Below are 22,675 nucleotides of genomic sequence, written 5' to 3' on the forward strand. Positions count from 1 at the left end.
TCGCTCTTTCTATTTATTGTCATAAAAATCAAAGACAAATTGTTTAAACTGACGTGCAGATGGCGATAAATAACGATTTTCTATCCAAGCCATGCCTATAATTCGTTCACATACCATATCCTCAACATGAATTTTAACGATTTTTTTGGGATTTAAATCCTCATCATCGGGTAGTAAGGAAACGCCAAGCCCCGCACCAACAAATCCAGCGATTGTCGATACTTCATCACCTTCATAAGAAATTTTAGGCTTAATGCCCGCAGCATTTAATAAGCGATCAGCTGAGCGGCGTAATGCATAGCCTTTTTTCATTAAGACAAAACTTTCATGCTCTAATTCTTTCATTTTGATGCTTTTACGATGGGCTAATGGATGGTCAATTGGGACCATTATAAAGAGCTCATCTCGCCATAATTCCTTCCAACAAACTGGCGGCTCTGTATCGATCGCGGCTAGTAGGCACAAGTCTAACTCACCTGCCAGTAATTGTTTTAACTGTGAATGGGAGTAGTTTTGTGTGAAATGAAAACGGATATGGGGATGTTTTTGACGGAAGGCACGAATCAAGTCGGGTACAATACTCGTTCCAAGTGTATGTAAAAAACCGAGTGATACATCTCCAAGTTCTGGATTATTAAGCTCCTGTAATTCTAAAACAGCCTTTTCATATTCTTTACGCATGCGCTGGACACGATATAAAAATAGCTCTCCATATCGGTTTAGCATAATCGAGCGCCCTTGTCTGTCGAAAAGCGGTACACCTAATTCTTCCTCCAGCTTTGAAATTGAACGACTAAGTGCTGGCTGTGAAATCGCTAATGCTTCGGCAGCCCGTGTCATATGCTCTAACTTTGCAACGGTTACAAAATATTCTAATTGTTGCCACTCCATTTTTTTCACCTCTTTTCTTGTGATTTTTAAGTTATCTGCATTATAACGGGAAACAGACGGGAAGTATAGGTAACAAAAAATTTTTAAAAGGACGTTGCAATTATTTAGCAGAAAGGAAAAGTTAAGTAGCAGAAAGTGTGATAGTACAGCCGTTAAGTTGACATCATTCATGCACAATAAACATTGATTTGATAAAAACTATAAATTGTACATTATGAATAAAGGGTGATAAGATAGACACATAAAATACACAATTATTAATTTCCGTGAAGGGGATATCATAAAATGAAGTTAACAAAGCCACAACCTCTAACAATCGAGGGAGGCAAAAAAGCCGTACTATTACTGCATGGATTCACAGGTAGCACAAAAGATGTGAAAAAGCTAGGAGAATTTTTATCTCAACGAGGTTACACTGTGCATGCACCAATTTATAGTGGGCATGGCGTAGAACCAGAAGCATTATTAGAAACAAAACCAGAAGATTGGTGGAACGATGTAGTAGAAGGTTATAACTTCCTACAAAAGAAAGGCTATGAAGAAATCGCTGTTGTTGGGATTTCACTTGGAGGCGTCTTTTCGTTAAAGGTCGCAGAGACATTCCCAGTGAAAGCATGTGTAGCGATGTGTGCACCGATTACACGTGATAATTCAAAAGGCTTATTTACACGTTTGTACCACTATGCTCGTTTATATAAACACTTTGAAAATAAATCAAAAGATCAAATTATTTCAGAATTACATGAATTACGTATTTCACCGAAGGATTCATTGGACGGCGTAACACGTTTAACAACAGAAACGCGTGAAGAATTATCAACGATCAAAGCACCAACTCTTGTGTTACAAGGCTCACTAGATGATGACCTATATCAAGAAAGCGCACCTTTTATTTTAAATACTGTGGAAACAGACGACAAAGAAATCATTTGGTATGAAAACTCTGGTCACATTATTACATTGGACAAAGAACGCGATAAAGTGTATGAAGATGTTTATAAATTTTTAGATCATATTGAATGGTCAGTTGCAAACTAAGAAGGGGCTTGTCAGTAGACAGCTCTTTTTTTGTTGAATCTCACTGGATAAACGAAAAAACTATTGTAATTATAATAAATGCTTGATAACATGATGAAATTGTAGTGAAAAATCATTCGATTAAAATAATTTGCTATAGTCTAAAACTTCTAAGGAGCACATCAATTATGCAACAAAAAATACCTTTTTCAACTTACGCAGTCATTGGTACCATGTTATTTGGACTGTATTTTGGAGCAGGGAACCTAATTTTTCCTATTCAAATGGGTCAGTTTGCTGGGACTAATTTTTGGTTTGGATTAATCGGATTTTTAGTGACTGCTATCGGCTTACCATTCCTCGGAATTTTGGCAATTGGCTTATCAGGTAGTAATGGTTTACGTGATCTAGCCAATCGTGTTCATCCTATATTTGGTATTATTTTTTCATTGGCACTGTACTTAACAATCGGACCATTCTTTGCCATCCCACGTACAGCAACTGTACCTTTTGTAGTAGGGTTTGAGCCATATATTCAAGCACAGCATGCAACACTGCTACTTGCTGTATTTAGCTTTATATTTTTTGCCATTGTCTACTATTTTTCTTTAAATCCAGCGAAAATAATGGATTATATCGGTAAATATTTAACGCCTGCATTTTTAGTTGTTTTATTTATTTTAATTATTACAAGCATTACGAAGCCAATGGGCCATTTCCAGCAGCCAATTGGTGAATATATGGATGCCGCCTTTATGACAGGCTTTAAAGAAGGCTATAATACGATGGACGCCCTTGCCTCACTAGCTTTCGGGATTGTTGTCATTAATGCAATTAAAAGTGCAGGGATTACAGATCGTAAGGAAATTGCCAAGGCTACATGGACATCAGGTATTTTTGCGATGGCTTTAATGACGCTGATTTATGGTCTCATAACATATATGGGCGCTTCCAGTATTAATGCTGTCGGGACTTTTGATAATGGTGGTTTAATCTTTGCGGCAGTGGCCGATCATTATTTCGGCTCATTTGGAGCTATTTTATTGGCGGTCATCATCGTGCTCGCTTGCTTAAAAACAAGTATCGGCTTAATTACATCTTGTAGTGAGTTTTTCCATGAGGTATTTCCAAAAATTAGTTACAAATGGTTTGTGTTTCTGTTGTGTGCTGTATCCTTTACGATTGCGAATTTTGGTTTAAACAATATTATCAAATATGCTATTCCAGTTTTAATGTTCTTATATCCATTAGCAATCGTCCTAATCTTGCTCGCTCTAAGCTCATCCTTCTTTAAGAATAAGCAAACAGTGTATGCCATAGCGATGATTTTTACATTTTTCATTAGCTTGATTGATGGCTATAAAGCTCTGGTAGAAAGTGTGCCAGATGCGAAGTTAGGTGTATTGGATGCAGTAGAGAAATACTATTCTGCGGTGCTACCTTTTTATGATATTGGCTTAGGATGGATACTGCCAGCGTTAATAGGGGCAGTAATTGGAAGCATGATTCCGTCTCGAAAAGTTATATAATGAAAGAAACACGCACAGAAAATGTCTCTGTGCGTGTTTCCTTATGGATTAGTAAGCTGTCCAGCCGCCATCAACAGCAATAACTTGTCCATTCACAAAGCTAGCCTCATCTGAGCCTAGGAAGATCGCTAATTGAGCGATTTCTTCTGGCTGACCAGCCCGCGGATTGATGGAAAGTCCTAGTGCTTGTCGTGCAGCACCTGTTTGGCTCATATTTGTCATAGAAGAGGCGATATTGGTCATCACTGCTCCTGGCGCAATACCATTACAGCGAATATTTTTATCAGCATACATAAAGGCTGTATTTTTTGTTAAACCAACTACCGCATGTTTTGAAGCTGTATAAGCAGCCCCAGCCCGTGCACCATATAAGCCACCTGCAGAAATATTATTGACAAAGACACCGTGACCTTGTGCAAGGAAAATTTCGGTAGCCATACGCATAGAGCGCATAACAGCTGTTGTATTCACTGCAAATACTTTTTCCCATCGTTCATCAGAAATTTCTCCAACTGGCTCCATACCATCCATAATACCTGCATTGTTGACTAATATATCTAATTGACCATAATTCGTTTTTGTTTCATCAAATAAGCGTTGTAAGTCTTCTGTTGATGCGACATTGGTTTGAATGGCAAATGCTGTTCCTCCAGCAGCTTGAATACCTTCCACAACCGCTTGGGCACCCTCTAAATTTAAGTCTGAAACGGCAACCTTAGCGCCTTCTTTTGCATATCCTTCTGCAATGGCTTTCCCCATACCTGAAGCTGCACCTGTCACAATGGCTACTTTACCTTCTAATCTCATCTCAAAGACCTCCTCATAGTAATTTCTTTACTTATTGAACATCTGTTCATTAAAATCATATAATAAAGATGAAAGCGATTTCAATATGCAAAAAAATGGGATGTGTTGAGTAATCAACACATTTGGACAATCTGTTTATTAAGGAGTTGAAAAAATTGCGTACTACGGATTTACGGATTATTAAAACGAAGCAAGCTCTCCACGATGCTTTATTGACATTGCTTAGCCAAAAACCATTGGAGCAAATCTCCATTGCTGAAATTTGTAGAGAAGCAAAGGTCAATAGAGGAACCTTCTATTTACACTACGAGCAAAAAGAGGGGCTCTTTGAAGAATATTTTCAGGAGATAATGGAGGATTTATATCAATCCTATGAAGAACCCTATCGTGCCGTCACGACATTGGATACAAATCAATTAGATCCCAATACTATCCGTATTTTTCATCATATTGAACGCTTTAAAATGTTTTACCGTATCGTCTTTTCTAAAAATGTCCCGCTGACCTACTATTACATGCTATTTGATGGGATTTATTCCCTGCTAAAACGCGATATTACCACACAGCACATACATCAAATGGAGGATCATATCTCGATCGACTATTATAGTGCCTATCAAGCAAACGCCATCATCGGACTCATCATCCAATGGTATCGCGGCGATTTCAGCGATAGCGTGACCATGTTAAATCAACAGCTAGCAGCTATTTTAAAGAATGTGAGGAGTGGGGGATAGAGTAGAGCAGCTGGTGGATAGGACGCCAGAATTGAAGGTTAGAAGAGAAAAAGTGGCGGATAGAACGCTCAATTTGAAGGATAGAGAGAGAAGTGACGGATAGAAGAGAAAAAGTAGCGGATAACCACTCAAAGAGAAGGTCTACATCAACTTGTAGACCTTCTCTTTTCTCTTAAATCATCGAACTGGAGCTGGCTTAAATGTGACGATCAACGTAGCGATGGCTAGTGTCACAAAGATGATGATGGCCAATGAGCTACTGTTTTGCAGGAGATTATCAGAACTACCACCAAAGATGATTGTGTAGTAGCCATCTGCTCCATACGAGGCAGGTAGCATGGCAGCGACCTGTTTGTATCCTTCAGATAGCATGGTTTTTGGAACAAGTACACCTGATGTTACTAATTGGAGTGAGAGAGCACAAATATTAAATATCATCCCCATATTCCCAAAGGCAATCACAAATACTTGGGCCAAGCTAAGGAAAGCAAGATACATTACAGATTGGAAGAGATAAATCGACAGCAGGCTTTCTTGACTATCGATATTAAAAAGGTGCATCAAGCCAATTGTTATGAATGGCAATGTAAAGGCTACGCCCACATTGAGTAGCTGTCGTGCGAGAAACAATTGCCATTTTGATAGGCTGTCTTGAACGAGCTGTGCTGCTTGCTGGTGTTGCATAATCATAACCATCGCTCCCACAAAGGAGGAGATGATGACCATAAGTGGGACAAAGTTTGCAGCAAATCCCTTTACATCATTGGTTTTTACAATCGTACCATCGACGGGATGGTCTTTGACATTCATTACAGTCGTTTTGACAGAAGTGGTAATTTGTTGGGCAGTGTGTTGCTCGAAGGGAAGCTGAGCAAATTGTTGAGCAAAGACTGCAACCGCTTGATTTTGTTGCATTGGATAGAGGGCTTGATTGATTTCTTCTGTTAATTGCTTTGCTACACCCTCCATCATATTTTTCGCTACACTTGCATTGGCTTGATTAATCGCATAAATAATTTCAGCCTCTTTCCCTGCTTGAATTTGATTTGTAAAATCGGGTGGAATTTGCATAATCATATTAATTTGTCGTTCGTTTAATGCGCGCTCAGCTTCCTTCATCGAAGAATAGTCCTTCATTGCAAAGGGGATGGAGCCTTTGATGTTCTGTGCTACCTGTTGACCCATTACAGAATCTTCCACAACAATACCAATGCTTAACTGTTCCGCTCTTTCATTGACACCATCATAGGCAGTCATCCAAATTGTAAAGAATATTAATTGGAAGGCAATGGTTGCAACAATGCCGATATAGGTTTCACGAACTCGCAATAGTGCTTGTAAACCTGTCATTTTTTATTCCCCCTAAAATTAAGTAAGTACTTACTTGCATTGATTAGAAAAATTTTTTCTAGGAAACGAGTCCCCTAGAAAAAATAGCAACACTAGTTTGTAAAAGTTCTTCAGTTGGTAAGTCAGACACGATAGTTCCAAGGCGAGCACGTGACATAAAATGACCAAAATTCAAAGCTATAAGCGATAACGCTGCTGCTTCAAAATCAACTTCTCTTATTTTTCCTTGTTGATGCATCTCTTGAAAATAGAGAATGAGCTCCTTTTTTATGAGGAGCGGGAGATTGGCGATTTCCTCACTAATTTCAGGAAATTGAATAGATTCCTTAAAGCCGATCATGACAAAATCTTTAATCGACATTAAAAAATGAAAATGCTTCAGTGAGAAATTCAATAAATCCTTTTCTAATTCCCACGTTACATTTTGATTGATCTCCTGCTGTAGAAGAGGATAATAAGAAAATTGCTCAATAATGGCTTTTAATAAACCACGTTTGTTGCCAAAGTGACGAAAAAGAGTGACCTCATTGACACCTGCTAATTCTGCAATGGTTTTGGTAGTTGCAGCTGTATAGCCTTTTTCACTAATCAATTGTAGAGCAGCTTCGATAATTCGTTGCGCAGTTCCTTTCGTTGTCAAGAACATACTTCCTTCCATGCAAGTAATTACTTACATCCTAGCATAGTGTACGAGGATCTGCAACACTGTGAATGAGCGTTGACAATTATATCGACTGCTGATATATTTTGAATATATCGACTGGCGATATATTGATAGACGATATAAAGGAGGATTTGTATGACACAGGAGCATCCGCCATTAACAGAGGGCGTTTATTATATTTTATTAGCATTATATGAGGCGAGGCATGGCTATGGCATTATGCAATTGGTGGAAGAAATGAGCAATGGAAGAGTGCGCTTAGGGGCCGGAACCATATATGGTGCGATTAAAACATTGTTGGAACGAGGATGGATAGAGGCACTTGATGGAGATGGCAGAAAGAAAGAATATATTATTACTGAAACTGGAAAAACAGTGGTGGAATATGAAATTTTACGATTAAGGGAACTTTTTGACAATGGTATCCGTATAACGAGAGGAGTTGAATAATATGCATAAATATCGATTGATGATTAATCCCTATGCAATAGAGAAGTGGGTCAATGACATGGCTAGTCAGGGCTGGCACTTAAAAAAATTTACATGGATTCGTTTTACGTTTGAGCGTGGAGAACCAAACAGCTATATTTATCGCCATGATGAATTAAAGCGATTCGGTACGCACTATGAAGAGGAATTTCTCGAATTTCTCAAATCCTCTGACATTGAACAAGTAGACCGCTCTGGAAATTTTGTATTTTTCAGAAAAGCAGCACAGGAAGGTCCATTTGAGCTGTATACAGATAAAAAAACGAAAATTGGTAACCTGTCAAAAAAGATGAGGATCCTGCTTTCTCTTATTCTACTTAATTTGTTCATTGGACTGATCGGTTTAATTGGCGATTTTTCGGAGCAAACAACAGACTGGATTGGTTTTGCGTTAAATACGCTGAATCTTGTGGTTGTTGTATTATTTGCCCTCCCATTCTATAAGCTTATGCGTATACGTAATCGATTAAAGAGAGAATTAAATGTATTTTCGGATTAACGAAGCGTCTATTATTTTCCGGGAAATCAGAAAATAATGAAAAAGGAAGCATGATTTTATAGTAGGAGTGATGCAAAATGAAAAAAAGAATGTATCGTTTTTTTATTGATTACGAAAAGGAAGAACGATGGGTCAATGACATGGCAGATCGGGGGTGGAATCTTAAAAAGACAGTAGTAGGCTACTTTGTTTTTGAAAAAGGGACACCAGGTCAATATATTTATCGAAATGAATTTATCAATAGAAAGTCGAAGGATTATTTTGAGTTTCTAGACGAAATGAATATCGAGTGTGTGTCTAAGTTTGGTGGGTGGGCCTATTATCGAAAACCGAAATCGGAGGGCCCTTTTGAGATATTTTCAGATGCTTCCTCGAAAATAAACTATATTAAATCCATGAATCGCATTTTTATATTCGTGCTACTATTAAATTTAATCATTGGTATTTATAATCTATCGCTAGGTTTACGGGAATTCGTTGTAGGATCTATGAATACAAGTGTGGGGTGCATGAATTTGATTGTCGCCTTACTGCTATTCATTCCTATAGTAAAAAATGAAAATCGTAAAAAGGGCTTGAAACAAGACTTACATATATTTGAAGGATAAGGAGGAAGACAACATGACATTACAGTTACAGCATGTCACAAAGAAGTACAAGGATTTTACAGCTGTAGATGATTTAAATTTTACCATTGAAAAAGGGGAAATTTTCGGTCTAATTGGTCAAAATGGTGCAGGAAAAACAACGACATTCCGAATGATTTTAGATTTACAGGAGACGACAGCGGGGACGATTACTTGGGATGGGCAGCCAGTTAATGCCATTAACCGAGATGTCCTTGGTTATTTACCAGAGGAGCGTGGTATTTTCCCAACAATGAAGGTAGAGGAGCAGCTTAACTTTTTTGGTGAGCTACGTGGCATGAAACGAGCAGAGCTGAAAAAGGAAATAGATTTTTGGATTCAACGCTTTGAACTGGAGGAAAAACGCAAGGATAAGGCAGAAACACTGTCAAAGGGGAATCAGCAAAAGGTACAGCTAATTGCAAGCTTTATCCATAAACCTGCGTTTTTAATTTTAGATGAGCCGTTCAGTGGGCTAGATCCCGTCAATAAAGATTTACTAAAGGATGCTATTTTACTATTGAAAGAGCAAGGCACGACGATTTTGTTCTCCAGTCACCAAATGGACAATGTCGAGGAGCTTTGTGATCATTTGTGTTTATTAAAACGAGGTGTTTCTTTATTTTCTGGAAGCTTACTAGATTTAAAGAAACAATATGGTAAAACAAAGCTTGCTGTCCGTACGGATTGGTCAACAACACAATTATTGGCACTTGAGGGTGTCAAGGATGTGCGTGTAGAGAAGGAGCAAACAGTGCTTACATTAGTGGACGAAAGCTTTGCTCAAGGTATCTTTGAGCAGCTATCCAATGGGAAGTATATTGAAAAATTCAGCTTAGATTATTTATCGTTAGATGAAATCTTTAAAGATAAGGTAGGTGGCCATGTTGTCGAAGTTTAGTTTATTAATGAAGCAATTATATAAAGCTAAAATTAAATCAAAATCCTTTATCTTAATGACTTGTTTATATGTAATTGTCATGTCAGTGGCTGTCTTCTGGTCAGAAATTAAGGAATTATTCACAGGTGATGATGAAGCACAGCAAATCGCGATTATTAATAAAACCTCTGCTGATCTAAGTGGTATTTTTGTCTCGAATGGAGATATGAATTTTATTCAAGATGAGCAAGATGTATCGACCCTTGAAAAAAGAGTAAAGGACGGCAAGCTGGATGCGATTGTGACGATTAACGACCAAAATGGTCAATTACATGCTGAAATTGCTACGTTTACACCACTGAAATTAAACGATCAATCTACATTATCATCCTTATTACAATATGCAGGACAACACTATGCCGTACAACAATTATCGCTTTCACCTGAGCAAGCGGCACAAATTATGGCAGCTCAAACAACAATTTCAACGAAAAACTTAAATGAGGCATCAACAGGTGGAAAAAGTGAAGAAGAAAAGCAATCAGGGCTAGTAGTTTCCTATGCGGTAGGGATTTTAATCTATTTCTTTATTTCTACTTTCCTATCGATGATTACGACTGAAATAGCCTCTGAAAAAGGCTCACGCGCAATGGAAATGCTGTTAGTTAGTGTCAAACCTGGGACACATTTTAAAGCAAAAATCGCTGGAGTTTTATTGCTCGCTTTAACACAGATGGGTATTATTGCGATCGTGTTCCTTATCTATGCGAAGTTTATCAAAGGTGGAATGGTTTGGGATGCAGCTGCTAGCATTGTCAAGGAATTGTCCGTTGGCTATGTCATCTATGCTATCGTATTCCTACTGTTAACAGTTATCCTTTATCTTATTATCGGTGCATTATTTGGCTCTTTAGTATCGAAAGTAGAAGAGGCGGGTCAAGTATTAATGCCTGCGATGATTATTACGATTATTGGCTTCTATGTTATGCTGACAGGCATGGGGAATCCAGATACAATTATCATTAAAATATTCTCTTATATCCCACTAACTTCTGGAATGATTATGCCAATGCGTATTGGCGCTACAGATATCGGTGGCATTGTACCATTACTTTCTTTAGGAATTTTAGTCGTAACGATTGTTGTCGTATACCTATTCAGTTTATCGTTCTATAAACGTAGTGTATTGACATATAGCTCTGGCGGCGTCATTCAAAAAATTAAAACGGTATTAAAGGTAACAACATAACATAATGGCAGCTACATGGATAATGTAGCTGCTTTTTTGGTGTCATGGTGCCATTGTTAGCAAACAATGTAAAGGAATTTACGGAATCAGTCGAATTTTGGCTAGAAAGAAGCTATAATTTATAAAAGGGGATGGGATGATGTTAGCTAAATCAGAGGTGGAGGCAATTCTTGACCGATCATCAAATCAGCATTTAGCAACAATCGAAGAAAAAGCGCAGCTCTTTCAAAAGCTTCAACAGCTGTGCGCTACTAGTAAAGAAATAGCAGAAATTCTTCACTATTGCACTGAAGTGGAAATTTTTGTTGATAATGCTCACCCTAATCAATATAGTTTGCAATATAAGGTACACCAGAATGGCTATTGTATAGCAGATTCGTATTTTTTCATCCTATAGAAAATGAAACTTTTTTACATGGTAATCGTAAGTAATTAGTAGAGATAAATTGCAGGGGGTAAACATATGTCTGAATTCAACAATGATCTTTTAAAATCCAAGGACCCATTCGCTTCAGAAAATCCTTTATTACAGCCAAATCCACTTTTACAGCAAACGGCTGAGCAAAAGCCAGTACTTGTATCTGAGCAGGAACTATCACAAATCGCTCAAAACCAGCTAATGTTAAAGCAGGATCCAGAGGTTCATACACTTGCACAAAAAATTGATGTCAAAGATCAAATTGCCATGCTAGAGCTCGGTAAAGAAACGGCAAGTGGCATTTCAACCTTTTCTGATAAAATGCTCGCAACGATGAAAGCTAGTAAGCTGGAAGAATCGAGTGTGCTTTTAAATAACCTGAATAAAATTATGGATAAATTTGATCCACAGGATTTTGCGGAAGAGAAAAAGGGCGGTTTCATCTCCAAGCTCTTTAACAAAGGAAAAGAGCAATTGGAAAGGTTCTTATCTAAGTATGACAGCATGAATAAAGAAGTGGATGTCATTTACCGTGAAATCCAAAAATATGAAGGGGAAATGAAGCGTAATACCATTGACCTTGAAAATTTGTATGATCAAAACTTAAACTACTTCCAATCATTAAGTAAATATGTTGCAGCTATTGAAGTGAAAACAGAAGAGGTTCGTGCGTCTTTACCAGCACTTGAACAAAAGGCTCAAAGTGGTGATCAATTGGCAGCTATGGAATATGAAACAATGCTACGCGCTGTGGAATTATTAGAGCAACGTCGCTATGATTTAGAAATGGCACAACAAGTATCATTCCAATCAGCACCACAAATTCGCTTAATGCAGCAAGGGAACAATCATCTAATTGCCAAGATTAATTCTGCCTTTGTCACAACGATTCCGATCTTTAAGCAGGGGCTTATTCACGCAGTGACATTAAAGCGTCAAAAGTTGATTTCTGATTCTATGGTGGAACTAGATCGCCGTACGAATGAAATGCTTGTGCGTAATGCTGAAAATATTAGTAAGAACAGTGTGAATATTGCTCGTCAAGCTGGTAGCCCAAGCATTAAAATCGAAACCATTGAAACAACATGGCAAACAATTATGGCTGGTATTCAAGAAACAAAGCAAATTCAAGCAGAAACAGCAAGAAACCGTGAAGAAGGTCGTAAACGTATTGAGCGTTTGCAATTGGAGTATGAGAAACTGAAAAAAATGTAAGGCTAAAGCTTCTTGCAGCTATTGTTGCAAGAGGCTTTTTTTATGGAAAGGGTAGGCAGGTAGAGGCTCCTTCCACACAAGGGAAATGATCTTTGACAAAAAGCAAAAAAGTGATTATGATAATGTTAAATGAGAATGATTATCAAATAGAAAAGGAAGCGGAAAGATGCTACACAAAGGTATTCGATTACATGTAATTATTCGTGGAGGTGTGAAAAAATAAATGGCAAATAAAATAAATCCCTCTACATTGTCGTATGAGCCGTTTAAAGATGGAACGCTTGCTCTATACACGACAGATAGCTTAATGATTGTACCGCAAAGTCGCTATCTAGAGCTTCTGCATATGGAAGAGTTATATAATGCTATGTATAAGGATTTAGATAACAAGCAAAATGGTTTAGAACGAGAACGAAAAATGCTAAAAAAACAAAATGCACAGCTAACAGAGGATCTACAAAAGTTAAAGCAGCAAAACACGGTCTTGCAGAAAAAGGTCACTGAATATAATTGTGTGGTGGAGGAGATGAAGGTGCTCCGTCAACAAAATACAGATCTTCTCATTGAACTGAGTAAATATACAGCGATGTCAAGAGAGTCATTGACGGGGCCCTTGAAGTCGATGATTCGAGATATGCGTGAGCAAGGGGTTGGAATTAAAGAAATCCATATTCGCATCAAGCGCCAAATCAATCCAGAGATTAGCTATAGTACTGTACGCAAGTATATTTCTGAGCTAGAGTCGGAACAAAAAGGTTAACAGCTTTTAAAAGGAACTAGAAATTTGGCATTTACAGCAGCTACTCAAAGTCCTATAATGAGTCTATTCTTTAACTAGTTTAAGATTATAGGAAATCGTTAACCGATTTCAGTAAGAGTAGGAGCGTTAATATCATGTCAAATGAGAAAAAAGGAGTTTTGGCAGCCTTTTTTGCCTATGCCTTTTGGGGAGCATTCCCTCTATATTGGAAATTACTTGAGCATGTACCAAGTATGGAGATTTTATTATCCCGTGTCATTTGGTCCTTTGTCTTTACGGTGCTGGCAGTGCTCGTATTTCGAATGCGTCAGGATCTCGTAGCAGATTTAAAATATTTATGGTCACATCAAAAGCATTTCTGGCAGCTTGCGGGTGCGTCCTTTGTCATTTCAATGAACTGGTATTTATATATTTGGGCAGTGACGCATAATCATCTCATTGAAACGAGCTTAGGTTATTATATTAATCCGCTATTGTCTGTAATTTTCGGGGTGATTTTCTTTAAAGAATCGCTGAGTCGTGCACAATGGGTAGCAACAGGAATTGCTTTTATTGCGGTGATTATTTTAACGATCAATTACGGCTCAGTACCTTGGGTAGCTTTATTGATTGCGCTATCTTTTGCTATTTATGGTGTGCTGAAAAAGAAAATTACACTGGATGCTACAAGAGGCCTAGCCATTGAAACGTTATTGATTTTACCCTTTGCTTTAGGCTATTATGTCTATCTTTTTGCTACACATCAAGCCTCGTTTTTACATGTCGATGTTAAAACAGATATTTTGATGATCTTTAGTGGTTTAGTAACAGCCGTCCCGCTTATTTTATTTGCGAAGGGGGCACAAAATATTCCTTTATATTTACTAGGGTTTATCCAATATGTATCGCCAACGATTGTCTTGATTTTAGGCATCGTGCTATACAAAGAGCCATTTAGTCAGGTTGAGCTCCTTGCATTCAGCATTATTTGGGCAGCTTTACTTTTATTTTCTGGTTCGAAAATTATAGAAACAAGAAAAGCCCATCATAAATCAGTTTCGTAAAAGACTTGTAGATTTTTCTACAGGTCTTTTTTGTAACTTTTACCACTTCGCTTTGTAATGCACAAAACTTTTTTATTCCTTATCGGATTGGGCTGCTAGATTGTCTGCTATTTTGTTTAATCGTATCCGAAAGATCGATAAAATTCCTCCACTAACATGGTGAAAAATATAGGTAGCTTATTGAGATGAAGTGACTGTTTGAGCACTATTAAAATCGCTAGAGTGAATGGCAGAACGATTACAACACTGCGGGGTTATTCAGCTCATGCTTTTGCCTTCTAAAAAATAACCAACAAATAATGGTAGCCATTATGAGTGCACTGAGTAGTATGAGGCTAACAATGAATAACTCATTCACCGCTGCTTTATATTGCGCTAAATGCAAGACTGCATAATGAAAGCCCATAGCGTTTATTTCACCACTCACAGTTGATGTGGCAGAGACTGTAGGGATTATAAAAATAAATAAGAAAATGAAGGTAAACAGGCAATGGGTAGTCTTTTGTTGCATTTGGGTACTCCCTCCAAATAGAGTCTTTTTGATAGATTCGACAAAATAGGAGAAAACCTTTTGAAGGTAGGTACCTTTACTTTCCTGTTAGCATATAGTAAAATGTCAATAATTAGATAACAATGATCAATTAATGAGAGGTGCTTTTTGTGAGTGCGGTAGGTTCTAACTAGGTAAAAATTGAATGAAATAGTGGCGATGACGACAGCAGGGGATACATGTTATAAACACCCCTTATTTTGTCATGGATCTATTTCAACAACCTATGTAGATACCTACAATACTTTATTAAGCGTGGCAGATAGGATAGAAACTTCAATTAGCTGAAGTTTTATTTGTGATGCCAGGAAAACGCGCCTTTTAAAGATAGAGCTGTGGGGATTCCTCACAGCTTTTTTATTTTGTTTAAACCATCATTGCTATCTATTATTGGGTAGGTATCTTCATGTATGATAAAACATTACAATGAGGAGCAAAAAGAAATGAATAATACTACACTTGAAAAATTACAATATCATGAATTAAAGGACATCGTTAAATCCTATTGTGTCAGCGGGTTAGGCAAACAGCTTTTAGATAAATTAATGCCAAGCTCAAACTTAACAGTGGTAAAAAATCGGTTGAATGAAACAACAGAAGCTCGTGCAATATTGGATGCAGAGGGGCATGTTCCGTTTTTAGGGGTATCGAATATTGAGCATATTATGACAAAGCTTGAAAAGGGAATGCTTCTAGATCCCAGTGAGCTAGTGAGTATCTCTGATTTTTTAAGAGGCTGCCGCAACATCAAAAAATTTATGTTAGATAAGGCATTTTTTGCGCCTGTTCTTTCCTCTTACGCTCATTCTATGGCTGAATTTAAAAGCGTGGAGGAGGAAATTAATTTTGCGATCAAAGCCAATCGTGTAGATTCGGCCGCTAGTCGTGAATTAAAACGCATCCGACATCATATGGAAACGACAGAGGAAAAAATTAAAGAACGTTTAACGAAATTTTTAAATAACAGTGCTAATAAACCGTATATTCAGGAATTTTTTATTAGTCAAAAGGATGATCGCTATACGATTCCGATTAAGGCGACCTATAAAAATCATGTACAGGGTACGGTCGTTGAAATTTCCTCAAAAGGGGCAACCGTTTTTATGGAGCCAAGTGTTGTCGCTAAATTAAATGTAGAATTAGCTACCTTAAAGGCTGAGGAAGCCGTGGAGGAATACCAGATTTTAGCGTCTTTATCAGGGCTATTGATGGAACATCTTCATGCCATCACCATTAACATGGAGTTGATTAGTCAATACGATATGGTTTTTGCCAAAGCGAAGTTCAGTAGACAAATTGGTGGTAGGGAGCCACGTATAAATGATTACGGTTATATTCAACTAATCAATGGTAAGCATCCATTACTACCAGGAAATGCGGTACCCCTTCAATTTTCCATTGCGAAAGACTACCGTAGCTTAATTATTACAGGTCCAAACGCTGGTGGGAAAACAGTTGTGTTGAAAACCATTGGCCTTTTAACATTAGCTACGATGTCGGGCTTCCATATTGTAGCGGACGAAGGAACGGAAATGGCTGTATTTGATCATATCTTTGTTGATATTGGCGATAATCAAAGTATAGAGAATGCACTTAGTACGTTTTCTTCTCATATGAAAAATCTTTCCGATATTATGAGAGCTGCTAATAATCATACACTCTTACTGTTTGATGAAATTGGCAGTGGAACAGAGCCAAATGAAGGAGCTGCACTAGCCATTGCGATATTAGAAGAATTTTATCAAATGGGCTGTATAACTGTGGCAACTACACATTATGGTGAAATTAAACGATTTTCTGAAATGCATCCTGATTTTATGAATGCGGCAATGCGCTTCCATGCTGATACATTAGAGCCTTTGTACCAATTACTCATCGGCACCTCTGGAGAAAGCAATGCCTTATGGATTTCTAAAAAAATGAATGTCCGCGAAGCGGTTTTACAAAGAGCAAAGGATTATATAAATAATAAACAATATCAACTGACGATCGTTCAGGACAGTAAAATTCGAAAGCCTAAAGAAGAGAAAAAAAGCTTGGCAGCAGCTTATACATTTGCAAAGGGGGATCGTGTGAAATTATTGGACTATGATGATGTGGGATTGGTATATGAAGAAATGAATCCGTACAATAATGTTAGCGTATTCTATCAGGGGCAAATACTAGAGGTCAATGTAAAGAGGCTTGCCCTTGAATTACCTGCAACAGAGTTATACCCTGAAGGATATGATTTAGAGACATTATTTGTAGACTATCAGGATCGGAAGCTTCAGCACGATATCGAACGTGGGTCGAAAAAAGCGTTACGCAAGATCCATAAACAAATAAAGAGTGATCGTCAGCAATAAAAACAAGGGATTGCACAGCCTCGTGCAATCCCTTTATTAATTAATTTATGGAATCAATCTGTGCCTTAATCGTTCGATAGACTTCCTCAATTTTTCGTTTATAGGGCAAATCCACTAAATCCAGTGAATCTGTATAGGCCATTTTTGCAATTTCATAGGCTGTTGTTAGCTCACCAAAATGTGCATAGCAAAGGGCTTTATAGGAAAAGCATTCATTTAAGCTTAAAATATCATATGGATGATTAATATAGATCGGTCTGTGTTTATACTGTTCGAATGCAGCCTTCGCCTCCTCATATTGTCCTAGTAAATATAAGGATTTTCCTTTTTCAGCATAGTAAAAGTTTGGATCTAGCTTGTCTAAATAATCATCGTGTCTAAGCTGATAAAAACGTTCTATTTCCATCAGAGCCTGCTCATAATTATTGCTGTAATTATTACAATAATGTGCCTTCAATACAAAAATAAAAGCATCAACCTCAACACGTTCAGCAAATGCCTGATATTGCTCCAGTTTCATAAACATATGATTGGTTTGTTCAAAATCACGATCAATCATGGCACAATAGGCACCAATTCTGTACATATTATCAATCTGATAGAACAATTGGTTTTTATGAGCATTGGCAATCGTCTCTTGAATTAATTTTTTCCCTTCCTCATGCTCACCAATTGCAAGTTGGAAAATACTTGTATAATAAGTCATTAATAAGGCATCACGAGAATCGAGCTGATAGTCCTCTTGTTCGATAATTTCCTTTGCCTGTAAGATACGATCGTACGCCAATGTATATTGACGTTTTGCTGCTAAAATAGCCATCTCGAGGATAAAGGTTTTGAACCAATGGCTGAGTAAATTAATTTCCTTAAAAATAGTGCGGGCTTGCTGAAGCGGGACTTCCCATGTTGTTAATCCAGCTTCATACTGGGCATCTGCGTAAATATACAATAAACGGCCAGCTTCATAACTTTGAGGCAGGCCCTCCACAGACGGCTTAATTAAATCGACAATTTCTTGATGATGATGAGCATCACCACGTTTTACTTCTGCAAATAAACTTTCCACCTGCTCTAATAGCTGGCGTATGGAGGATGGGGTTACTTCTTCCAGTAATTCACTAGCTTTTACACCTAAACGTTCAGCAATATAGTCAAGGCTTTCCATAGAAGGCTTAGCCTTATCATTTTCTATTTGGCTTAACATTCCTTTAGTTAGACGATCACCGGCAAGTGCCTCTAATGTTAATTTTTGTTCTTTCCTTAATTTGCGAATTCGTGTGCCTAAAGAGTCCACTGCCTCGCCTCCTTTTGTTTAATTATATTAAACTTTCGCTTGCATGAAAAGAGGGAGCTGTGGTATATTTTGTTTAACATAATTAAACTTTTTAATTTAGTTAAATAATGGAGGGATTTAGATGAATGAAGCGGAAAAATTAAAAAAGGCGACCTATCACTTATGGACGTTCACGGCGAGTAAAATGATTGCCATGTTGGGTGCAAACGTCATGGCATTCGGTATTAGTTTGTATATTTTAGCGATGACTGGGTCGGCAATGAGCTTCGCTACCAATATGATTTGTTCAGTATTACCCCGCGCACTTGTGGCACCCTTAGCAGGCTATGTCGCAGATAATTTTTCAAAAAAACGCACAATATTAATAGCACAGGCAGGAACCATTTTGACAGTAGGGGGATTACTGCTTTATACAGAAACAGTAGGAATGTCCGTTTATGCTATATACATAGCTACTGTTTTTAATACTATTTGCTCAGCCTTTTCTGGTGTAACGTTTTCATCAGCAATTGCCACACTTGTCAATCCAGAGAGATTACAACGTGCGATGTCATTTAACCAAATGTCAATGTCCGTAGCTGCAATTGGAGGACCAGTCATTGGTGGTATGATGTATGGATTTTTTAATATGGATGTATTTTTAATGGTGAATATGGTGGCCTATGCGATTGCCTTTTGTTTAGAGGCAACAATGGATTTTAACCTTTATAGTACAAGAGGGGAAGATACGAAAAAAGAAAAGATGTGGGAAGGGCTGAAAAGTGGTTTTCATTATATCAAGCAACGTAACGTCATTAAGACCATTATGTGGGTAGCATTGTGGATCAACCTATTCTTTTCTGCCATCGCTGTTGGAGGAACGTACATCATTATTGAATTGCTAAAAGTAGAATCCACACACTTTGGCTTTATTGAAGCGTCTGGTGCATTAGGTATGCTCTTAGCATCCCTTTATTTCGCAACAAGATCTGAAGTAAAGGTACCTTTACGCTTTTCGAAAATCAGCTTATTACTATTGGCGGGAAGTGTTGGCTTAGCAGTAATCCCTTTAGTTACTGATTTTACCTATATAGCTATTGTGATCTTCTATCTCATCATTTACTTTATTTTCGCAATTTTCGAAATGGGGATTAATATGCCCATCGGGGTGTATATGCAAAAAATCATTGCGGAAGAGTACCGTGGGCGTGTTTTTGGGCTAATGGAGACGATGGCGATGTCCATGATGCCGATTGGTATGGTAGTCTATGGCATGTTATATGATACATTACCAGCAACTATTATTTTACCAGTAACGAGTGTCATTATTATTATCATTTCACTTGTGATGCTGCGCTCATCTATTTTAAAAGAGGCACATCCAGAGTATTATGAAAAAGCAGCTCTCCCAGAAGGGGTCGCGAACACAACAACTTAAAATAACGAGGCTGGGACAGAACTCGATTATATTGAAAAACAATAAAAATGGATATTAGCTTTTTCACTTTAAGAAGTTAAATATGCCTTCCTAAATCAAAAAAATGTTAGACTAATTATATCTTGGTCTAACATTTTTTCTTTTTGTCCCAGCCTCGTTCTTAGTGTTGAAAAACAAAACATTCAATTGAAAGGTAGAAATGGATTTCCGTTGCAGGCTACTTGCTTTCCTGTGGGCGAGCGCCGAATCGCTTCCTCCGCTACGGCTCCGTGCAGGGTTTCGCCTGTCTCGCTATCCCACGGGAGTCAAGTAGCCTTCCACTTCAACCCACTAACTTTTTAGCAAAGGTTTTCAAATAAAGTGAAGGTCTTCACTACCCATTTTATGGAGGGCTTTTGACACTCATTACTTCTTCGCAATGAAATTAAGAGTCTATCCTTTCTCTAATCATACAAATAATAGGCTAATTTGATTACTACGGCTAGCTAGTATGAAAGATAAGGAAAAGCCCCTTTTGCAGAATGGTTGATTGGAGTGGAGCCAGCGTCACTCCTAGGGGATTGAGCGTCACAGAGGAGACCCTGGAGCGAACGGAAGTGAGTGAAGCGGCTCATCGGACGCCCCCTGGAAAGGACGCTGGCGGAACGGAAATCAACCCCTCACCTTGCAAAGTTGCTTTTTCTGCAGTTGACATCATCTTTTTCAACAACAAGAACAGGCATGCGGTGAAATGCCTTTACTGATCATCAATAACAATATAGGTTGCTTGAATAGGGCCATGGACACCAACGATAAGAATCATTTCGATATCGGCTGAGTTACTTGGTCCCGTAACAAAGTTGATACAGGAAGCAATTTTTTCACCCTGACGGATTTTTTCACTAATCCAACGAGCTGCCTGTGTCATACGAGGCACAATTGTACTTTTAGGAATGATAATGATCGACTTTTCAGGTAAAAAGCTAATGCTTCTCCCTCTATCTTTGCTACTAAAAAGCACGGCAGTCCCCGATTCTGCTAACGTCATTTCACTAATTGTCACGCCAATATTTGCTTTTTCAGCTTGACGGATATTTTCCTCAGGTTGCTGTGAATCCCATTCATAAAGCTGAATATTGGCTTGTGGCCATTGTTCGTTCATAAGTGCAGATAATCCGTAGTCCTGGAACCGTTTATCCTTCCATGTAATAACAGACTGACCTCCATACTTGTCAACAACGTCCTGTAAATCCTCTGGAAGTGTCGCAGTATTAGAAATGACAATATTGGTATGGATGTTGGCACACTGCTTAATTAATATTTCCACCAATTCATCCTTTGTCGCATCTTTGAGCACACGATCTTGTGGCTGATACTGCCAAGTTGGTCGTGGTAGTTCTGTCTTAGGCGAACGTCCGAGCTGCTTCGCAATATTTGCTAAAAAGGTTTCTCGACGCTGAATCATACCAGTCATTATTGCCCGCCTCCTTTTGTACGATGCTTCATCCAGTCTCTAAAGCTGTCTTTACTTGGTGCAGGGAAATCCCTTGCCTCAGTCCATGCTTTTAATGGGCCCGGCCCTTTAGAAATAGTTTTGTTTTTGGTAAATGGAGACATGGCAGGTGCAGCAATTTTTGTCGCCATTTTATAAAGGGTAGGGGAGGAAGCCCCTAGACCAAATGCCTTCATTAAAAGCTTTTCAGAGATAGGTGCCTTGCCCTCATTTTCAACAATGACCTGACGATGGCGATGAATGAGCTGATGTAATGGAATTTTAACAGGGCATGCATCTGTACAAGCACCGCACAATGTAGAAGCATAGGGCAGTTCTTTAAAATCATCGTAGCCTCCTAAAAGTGGAGAGAGCACAACACCTACAGGTCCAGAGTAGATAGAGCCATACGTATGCCCACCAACATGACGATAGACAGGGCAAGCATTAACACAGGCAGCACAGCGAATGCATTGTAAAATAGGCTGGAATTCACTACCTAAAATAGCCGAGCGTCCATTATCAACAATAACTAAATGAAATTCCTCTGGTCCATCCGTATCCTCTTCGTCCTTTACGCCTGTTAACGTTGTAATATAGCTCGTTAGCTTTTGACCGACAGCACTTCTTGTTAATAAACTAACAAGGACCTCCATTTCTTCAAATGTAGGAACTATTCTTTCCATTCCCATAACTGTGATTTGTGTTTTTGGTAGCGCTGTTACTAAATCAGCATTGCCCTCATTCGTAACGAGTGTAATGGATCCACTTTCAGCAATAGCAAAATTACAGCCTGTAATACCAATATCGGCTGTTAAATATTCCTGTCTTAATTTTTCACGTACATAAAGGGCAAGTTCCTCTGGTTTTTCTGTTTGACTGTAGCCTTGTTTTTCCTTAAAAACATCTCGAATTTGCTCCTTATTTTTATGCAAGGCTGGCGCCACAATATGCGAAGGGGGCTCGTGATCTGCCACCTGCAAAATATATTCACCTAGGTCTGTCTCAATCACTTCACAACCAAGCGCTTCTAAAGCCGTATTTAAGTTAATTTCTTCTGTCACCATTGATTTGGATTTCACAATTTTTGCCGCATTTTTCTTTTTAGCAATGCTTTGAATATAGTCGGTTGCTTCCTGTGCAGTTTGCGCAAAGAACACATGCCCACCTCGTTTGGCAACATTTTCACTTAATTGATAAAGGTAATAATCAAGATTTGCTAAAACATGCTTGCGAATTTCCTCTCCATGAGAACGCCATTCTTCCCAATGTCCTAATTCCTCTGCTTGTTGAAGGCGACGTGTTTGAAAACGTTCTTGGGCACTCGAAACCGCACGACGCATAAACTGATTATCTAGCTCTTTCGTGACACGTTGTTGAAACCGATCATCACTTGTTTTCATGGCCATGTTTATTTCCCC

General features: G+C 38.3%; 22 protein-coding genes. 14 read left to right on the top strand and 8 right to left on the bottom strand.

Annotated features, from left to right (window positions below):
* Window positions 1–9 precede the first annotated feature (9 nt).
* Window positions 10–891 (bottom strand): LysR family transcriptional regulator, encoded by an 882-nt coding sequence (locus tag C7B89_RS13760; protein WP_048390154.1) that lies wholly within the window; start codon window positions 889–891, stop codon window positions 10–12.
* A 285-nt stretch (window positions 892–1,176) separates the two neighbouring features.
* On the opposite strand from C7B89_RS13760, the gene C7B89_RS13765 reads away from it, so the two are divergent.
* Both C7B89_RS13765 and brnQ read left to right on the top strand, forming a co-directional pair.
* A complete protein-coding gene (locus tag C7B89_RS13765) occupies window positions 1,177–1,929 on the top strand; it encodes an alpha/beta hydrolase (RefSeq protein ID WP_048390156.1) in 753 nt (250 codons plus the stop codon).
* Between the two features lie 167 nt (window positions 1,930–2,096).
* Window positions 2,097–3,437 (top strand): branched-chain amino acid transport system II carrier protein, encoded by a 1,341-nt coding sequence (gene brnQ, locus C7B89_RS13770; protein ID WP_115673924.1) that lies wholly within the window; start codon window positions 2,097–2,099, stop codon window positions 3,435–3,437.
* A gap of 48 nt (window positions 3,438–3,485) precedes the next feature.
* Here brnQ and C7B89_RS13775 read toward each other — a convergent pair whose 3' ends face one another.
* Window positions 3,486–4,244 (bottom strand): SDR family oxidoreductase, encoded by a 759-nt coding sequence (locus C7B89_RS13775; protein ID WP_048390161.1) that lies wholly within the window; start codon window positions 4,242–4,244, stop codon window positions 3,486–3,488.
* Between the two features lie 155 nt (window positions 4,245–4,399).
* On the opposite strand from C7B89_RS13775, the gene C7B89_RS13780 reads away from it, so the two are divergent.
* Complete coding sequence (locus C7B89_RS13780) at window positions 4,400–4,981, top strand: TetR/AcrR family transcriptional regulator (protein ID WP_048390162.1); 582 nt, start codon at window positions 4,400–4,402, stop codon at window positions 4,979–4,981.
* Between the two features lie 177 nt (window positions 4,982–5,158).
* Here the strand turns inward: C7B89_RS13780 and C7B89_RS13785 are convergent, their stop codons facing one another.
* Both C7B89_RS13785 and C7B89_RS13790 read right to left on the bottom strand, forming a co-directional pair.
* Window positions 5,159–6,331: a YhgE/Pip domain-containing protein gene (locus C7B89_RS13785; RefSeq protein ID WP_115673925.1), complete on the bottom strand. Its 1,173-nt coding sequence runs from the start codon at window positions 6,329–6,331 to the stop codon at window positions 5,159–5,161.
* Window positions 6,332–6,389: 58 nt separating this feature from the next.
* Window positions 6,390–6,977 carry a TetR/AcrR family transcriptional regulator gene (locus tag C7B89_RS13790; RefSeq protein ID WP_244205671.1) on the bottom strand — a complete coding sequence of 196 codons (588 nt, stop codon included), beginning with the start codon at window positions 6,975–6,977 and terminating at the stop codon, window positions 6,390–6,392.
* A 153-nt stretch (window positions 6,978–7,130) separates the two neighbouring features.
* Here C7B89_RS13790 and C7B89_RS13795 point away from each other — a divergent pair, with 153 nt between their 5' ends.
* From C7B89_RS13795 to rarD, 9 genes are all read left to right on the top strand, one after another.
* Window positions 7,131–7,445, top strand: coding sequence for a PadR family transcriptional regulator (locus C7B89_RS13795; RefSeq protein ID WP_009374222.1), 315 nt, complete (start codon window positions 7,131–7,133; stop codon window positions 7,443–7,445).
* A 1-nt stretch (window position 7,446) separates the two neighbouring features.
* Window positions 7,447–7,983 carry a DUF2812 domain-containing protein gene (locus C7B89_RS13800; RefSeq protein ID WP_115673927.1) on the top strand — a complete coding sequence of 179 codons (537 nt, stop codon included), beginning with the start codon at window positions 7,447–7,449 and terminating at the stop codon, window positions 7,981–7,983.
* Between the two features lie 77 nt (window positions 7,984–8,060).
* Window positions 8,061–8,591, top strand: a complete 531-nt coding sequence (locus C7B89_RS13805; protein ID WP_048390174.1) for a DUF2812 domain-containing protein — start codon at window positions 8,061–8,063, stop codon at window positions 8,589–8,591.
* A gap of 13 nt (window positions 8,592–8,604) precedes the next feature.
* Window positions 8,605–9,510: an ABC transporter ATP-binding protein gene (locus tag C7B89_RS13810; RefSeq protein ID WP_115673928.1), complete on the top strand. Its 906-nt coding sequence runs from the start codon at window positions 8,605–8,607 to the stop codon at window positions 9,508–9,510.
* Entirely contained in the window at window positions 9,494–10,738 is a 1,245-nt protein-coding gene (locus C7B89_RS13815; RefSeq protein WP_081011063.1) for an ABC transporter permease, read from the top strand. The genes C7B89_RS13810 and C7B89_RS13815 overlap by 17 nt, the downstream gene beginning before the upstream one ends.
* Window positions 10,739–10,877: 139 nt before the next feature.
* The gene (locus C7B89_RS13820; protein WP_115673929.1) at window positions 10,878–11,135 is read left to right on the top strand and encodes a hypothetical protein; all 258 of its coding nucleotides are present in this window, start codon (window positions 10,878–10,880) and stop codon (window positions 11,133–11,135) included.
* 66 nt (window positions 11,136–11,201) lie between these two features.
* A complete protein-coding gene (locus tag C7B89_RS13825) occupies window positions 11,202–12,371 on the top strand; it encodes a toxic anion resistance protein (RefSeq protein WP_115673930.1) in 1,170 nt (389 codons plus the stop codon).
* Window positions 12,372–12,594: 223 nt separating this feature from the next.
* Window positions 12,595–13,131, top strand: coding sequence for a hypothetical protein (locus tag C7B89_RS13830; RefSeq protein ID WP_048390186.1), 537 nt, complete (start codon window positions 12,595–12,597; stop codon window positions 13,129–13,131).
* 134 nt (window positions 13,132–13,265) lie between these two features.
* The gene (gene rarD / locus C7B89_RS13835) at window positions 13,266–14,174 is read left to right on the top strand and encodes an EamA family transporter RarD (RefSeq protein ID WP_048390187.1); all 909 of its coding nucleotides are present in this window, start codon (window positions 13,266–13,268) and stop codon (window positions 14,172–14,174) included.
* 238 nt (window positions 14,175–14,412) lie between these two features.
* Here rarD and C7B89_RS13840 read toward each other — a convergent pair whose 3' ends face one another.
* Window positions 14,413–14,685 (bottom strand): hypothetical protein, encoded by a 273-nt coding sequence (locus C7B89_RS13840; protein ID WP_115673931.1) that lies wholly within the window; start codon window positions 14,683–14,685, stop codon window positions 14,413–14,415.
* A 482-nt stretch (window positions 14,686–15,167) separates the two neighbouring features.
* Here C7B89_RS13840 and C7B89_RS13845 point away from each other — a divergent pair, with 482 nt between their 5' ends.
* Window positions 15,168–17,072 carry an endonuclease MutS2 gene (locus tag C7B89_RS13845; protein ID WP_115673932.1) on the top strand — a complete coding sequence of 635 codons (1,905 nt, stop codon included), beginning with the start codon at window positions 15,168–15,170 and terminating at the stop codon, window positions 17,070–17,072.
* Window positions 17,073–17,112: 40 nt separating this feature from the next.
* Here C7B89_RS13845 and C7B89_RS13850 read toward each other — a convergent pair whose 3' ends face one another.
* Complete coding sequence (locus C7B89_RS13850; RefSeq protein WP_066037734.1) at window positions 17,113–18,366, bottom strand: helix-turn-helix domain-containing protein; 1,254 nt, start codon at window positions 18,364–18,366, stop codon at window positions 17,113–17,115.
* Window positions 18,367–18,487: 121 nt separating this feature from the next.
* Here C7B89_RS13850 and C7B89_RS13855 point away from each other — a divergent pair, with 121 nt between their 5' ends.
* A complete protein-coding gene (locus tag C7B89_RS13855; protein ID WP_112117793.1) occupies window positions 18,488–19,783 on the top strand; it encodes an MFS transporter in 1,296 nt (431 codons plus the stop codon).
* Window positions 19,784–20,519: 736 nt separating this feature from the next.
* Here C7B89_RS13855 and C7B89_RS13865 read toward each other — a convergent pair.
* Both C7B89_RS13865 and C7B89_RS13870 read right to left on the bottom strand, forming a co-directional pair.
* Window positions 20,520–21,236 carry a LutC/YkgG family protein gene (locus C7B89_RS13865; RefSeq protein WP_066038257.1) on the bottom strand — a complete coding sequence of 239 codons (717 nt, stop codon included), beginning with the start codon at window positions 21,234–21,236 and terminating at the stop codon, window positions 20,520–20,522.
* Entirely contained in the window at window positions 21,236–22,663 is a 1,428-nt protein-coding gene (locus tag C7B89_RS13870; protein WP_115673933.1) for a LutB/LldF family L-lactate oxidation iron-sulfur protein, read from the bottom strand. The genes C7B89_RS13865 and C7B89_RS13870 overlap by 1 nt, the downstream gene beginning before the upstream one ends.
* Between the last annotated feature and the right edge of the window lie 12 nt (window positions 22,664–22,675).

Origin of the sequence: Lysinibacillus capsici (assembly GCF_003367505.1) — a bacterium.
Classification (GTDB): Bacteria; Bacillota; Bacilli; order Bacillales_A; family Planococcaceae; genus Lysinibacillus; species Lysinibacillus capsici.

Bases quoted from the DNA above. Each gene is read 5' to 3' on its own strand.
- C7B89_RS13760 (WP_048390154.1), bottom strand. From the start codon at position 891: ATGGAGTGGCAACAATTAGAATATTTTGTAACCGTTGCAAAGTTAGAG.
- C7B89_RS13765 (WP_048390156.1), top strand. From the start codon at position 1,177: ATGAAGTTAACAAAGCCACAACCTCTAACAATCGAGGGAGGCAAAAAA.
- brnQ (WP_115673924.1), top strand. From the start codon at position 2,097: ATGCAACAAAAAATACCTTTTTCAACTTACGCAGTCATTGGTACCATG.
- C7B89_RS13775 (WP_048390161.1), bottom strand. From the start codon at position 4,244: ATGAGATTAGAAGGTAAAGTAGCCATTGTGACAGGTGCAGCTTCAGGT.
- C7B89_RS13785 (WP_115673925.1), bottom strand. From the start codon at position 6,331: ATGACAGGTTTACAAGCACTATTGCGAGTTCGTGAAACCTATATCGGC.
- C7B89_RS13790 (WP_244205671.1), bottom strand. From the start codon at position 6,977: ATGTTCTTGACAACGAAAGGAACTGCGCAACGAATTATCGAAGCTGCT.
- C7B89_RS13795 (WP_009374222.1), top strand. From the start codon at position 7,131: ATGACACAGGAGCATCCGCCATTAACAGAGGGCGTTTATTATATTTTA.
- C7B89_RS13800 (WP_115673927.1), top strand. From the start codon at position 7,447: ATGCATAAATATCGATTGATGATTAATCCCTATGCAATAGAGAAGTGG.
- C7B89_RS13805 (WP_048390174.1), top strand. From the start codon at position 8,061: ATGAAAAAAAGAATGTATCGTTTTTTTATTGATTACGAAAAGGAAGAA.
- C7B89_RS13810 (WP_115673928.1), top strand. From the start codon at position 8,605: ATGACATTACAGTTACAGCATGTCACAAAGAAGTACAAGGATTTTACA.
- C7B89_RS13815 (WP_081011063.1), top strand. From the start codon at position 9,494: ATGTTGTCGAAGTTTAGTTTATTAATGAAGCAATTATATAAAGCTAAA.
- C7B89_RS13820 (WP_115673929.1), top strand. From the start codon at position 10,878: ATGTTAGCTAAATCAGAGGTGGAGGCAATTCTTGACCGATCATCAAAT.
- C7B89_RS13825 (WP_115673930.1), top strand. From the start codon at position 11,202: ATGTCTGAATTCAACAATGATCTTTTAAAATCCAAGGACCCATTCGCT.
- C7B89_RS13830 (WP_048390186.1), top strand. From the start codon at position 12,595: ATGGCAAATAAAATAAATCCCTCTACATTGTCGTATGAGCCGTTTAAA.
- rarD (WP_048390187.1), top strand. From the start codon at position 13,266: ATGTCAAATGAGAAAAAAGGAGTTTTGGCAGCCTTTTTTGCCTATGCC.
- C7B89_RS13840 (WP_115673931.1), bottom strand. From the start codon at position 14,685: ATGCAACAAAAGACTACCCATTGCCTGTTTACCTTCATTTTCTTATTT.
- C7B89_RS13845 (WP_115673932.1), top strand. From the start codon at position 15,168: ATGAATAATACTACACTTGAAAAATTACAATATCATGAATTAAAGGAC.
- C7B89_RS13855 (WP_112117793.1), top strand. From the start codon at position 18,488: ATGAATGAAGCGGAAAAATTAAAAAAGGCGACCTATCACTTATGGACG.
- C7B89_RS13865 (WP_066038257.1), bottom strand. From the start codon at position 21,236: ATGACTGGTATGATTCAGCGTCGAGAAACCTTTTTAGCAAATATTGCG.
- C7B89_RS13870 (WP_115673933.1), bottom strand. From the start codon at position 22,663: ATGGCCATGAAAACAAGTGATGATCGGTTTCAACAACGTGTCACGAAA.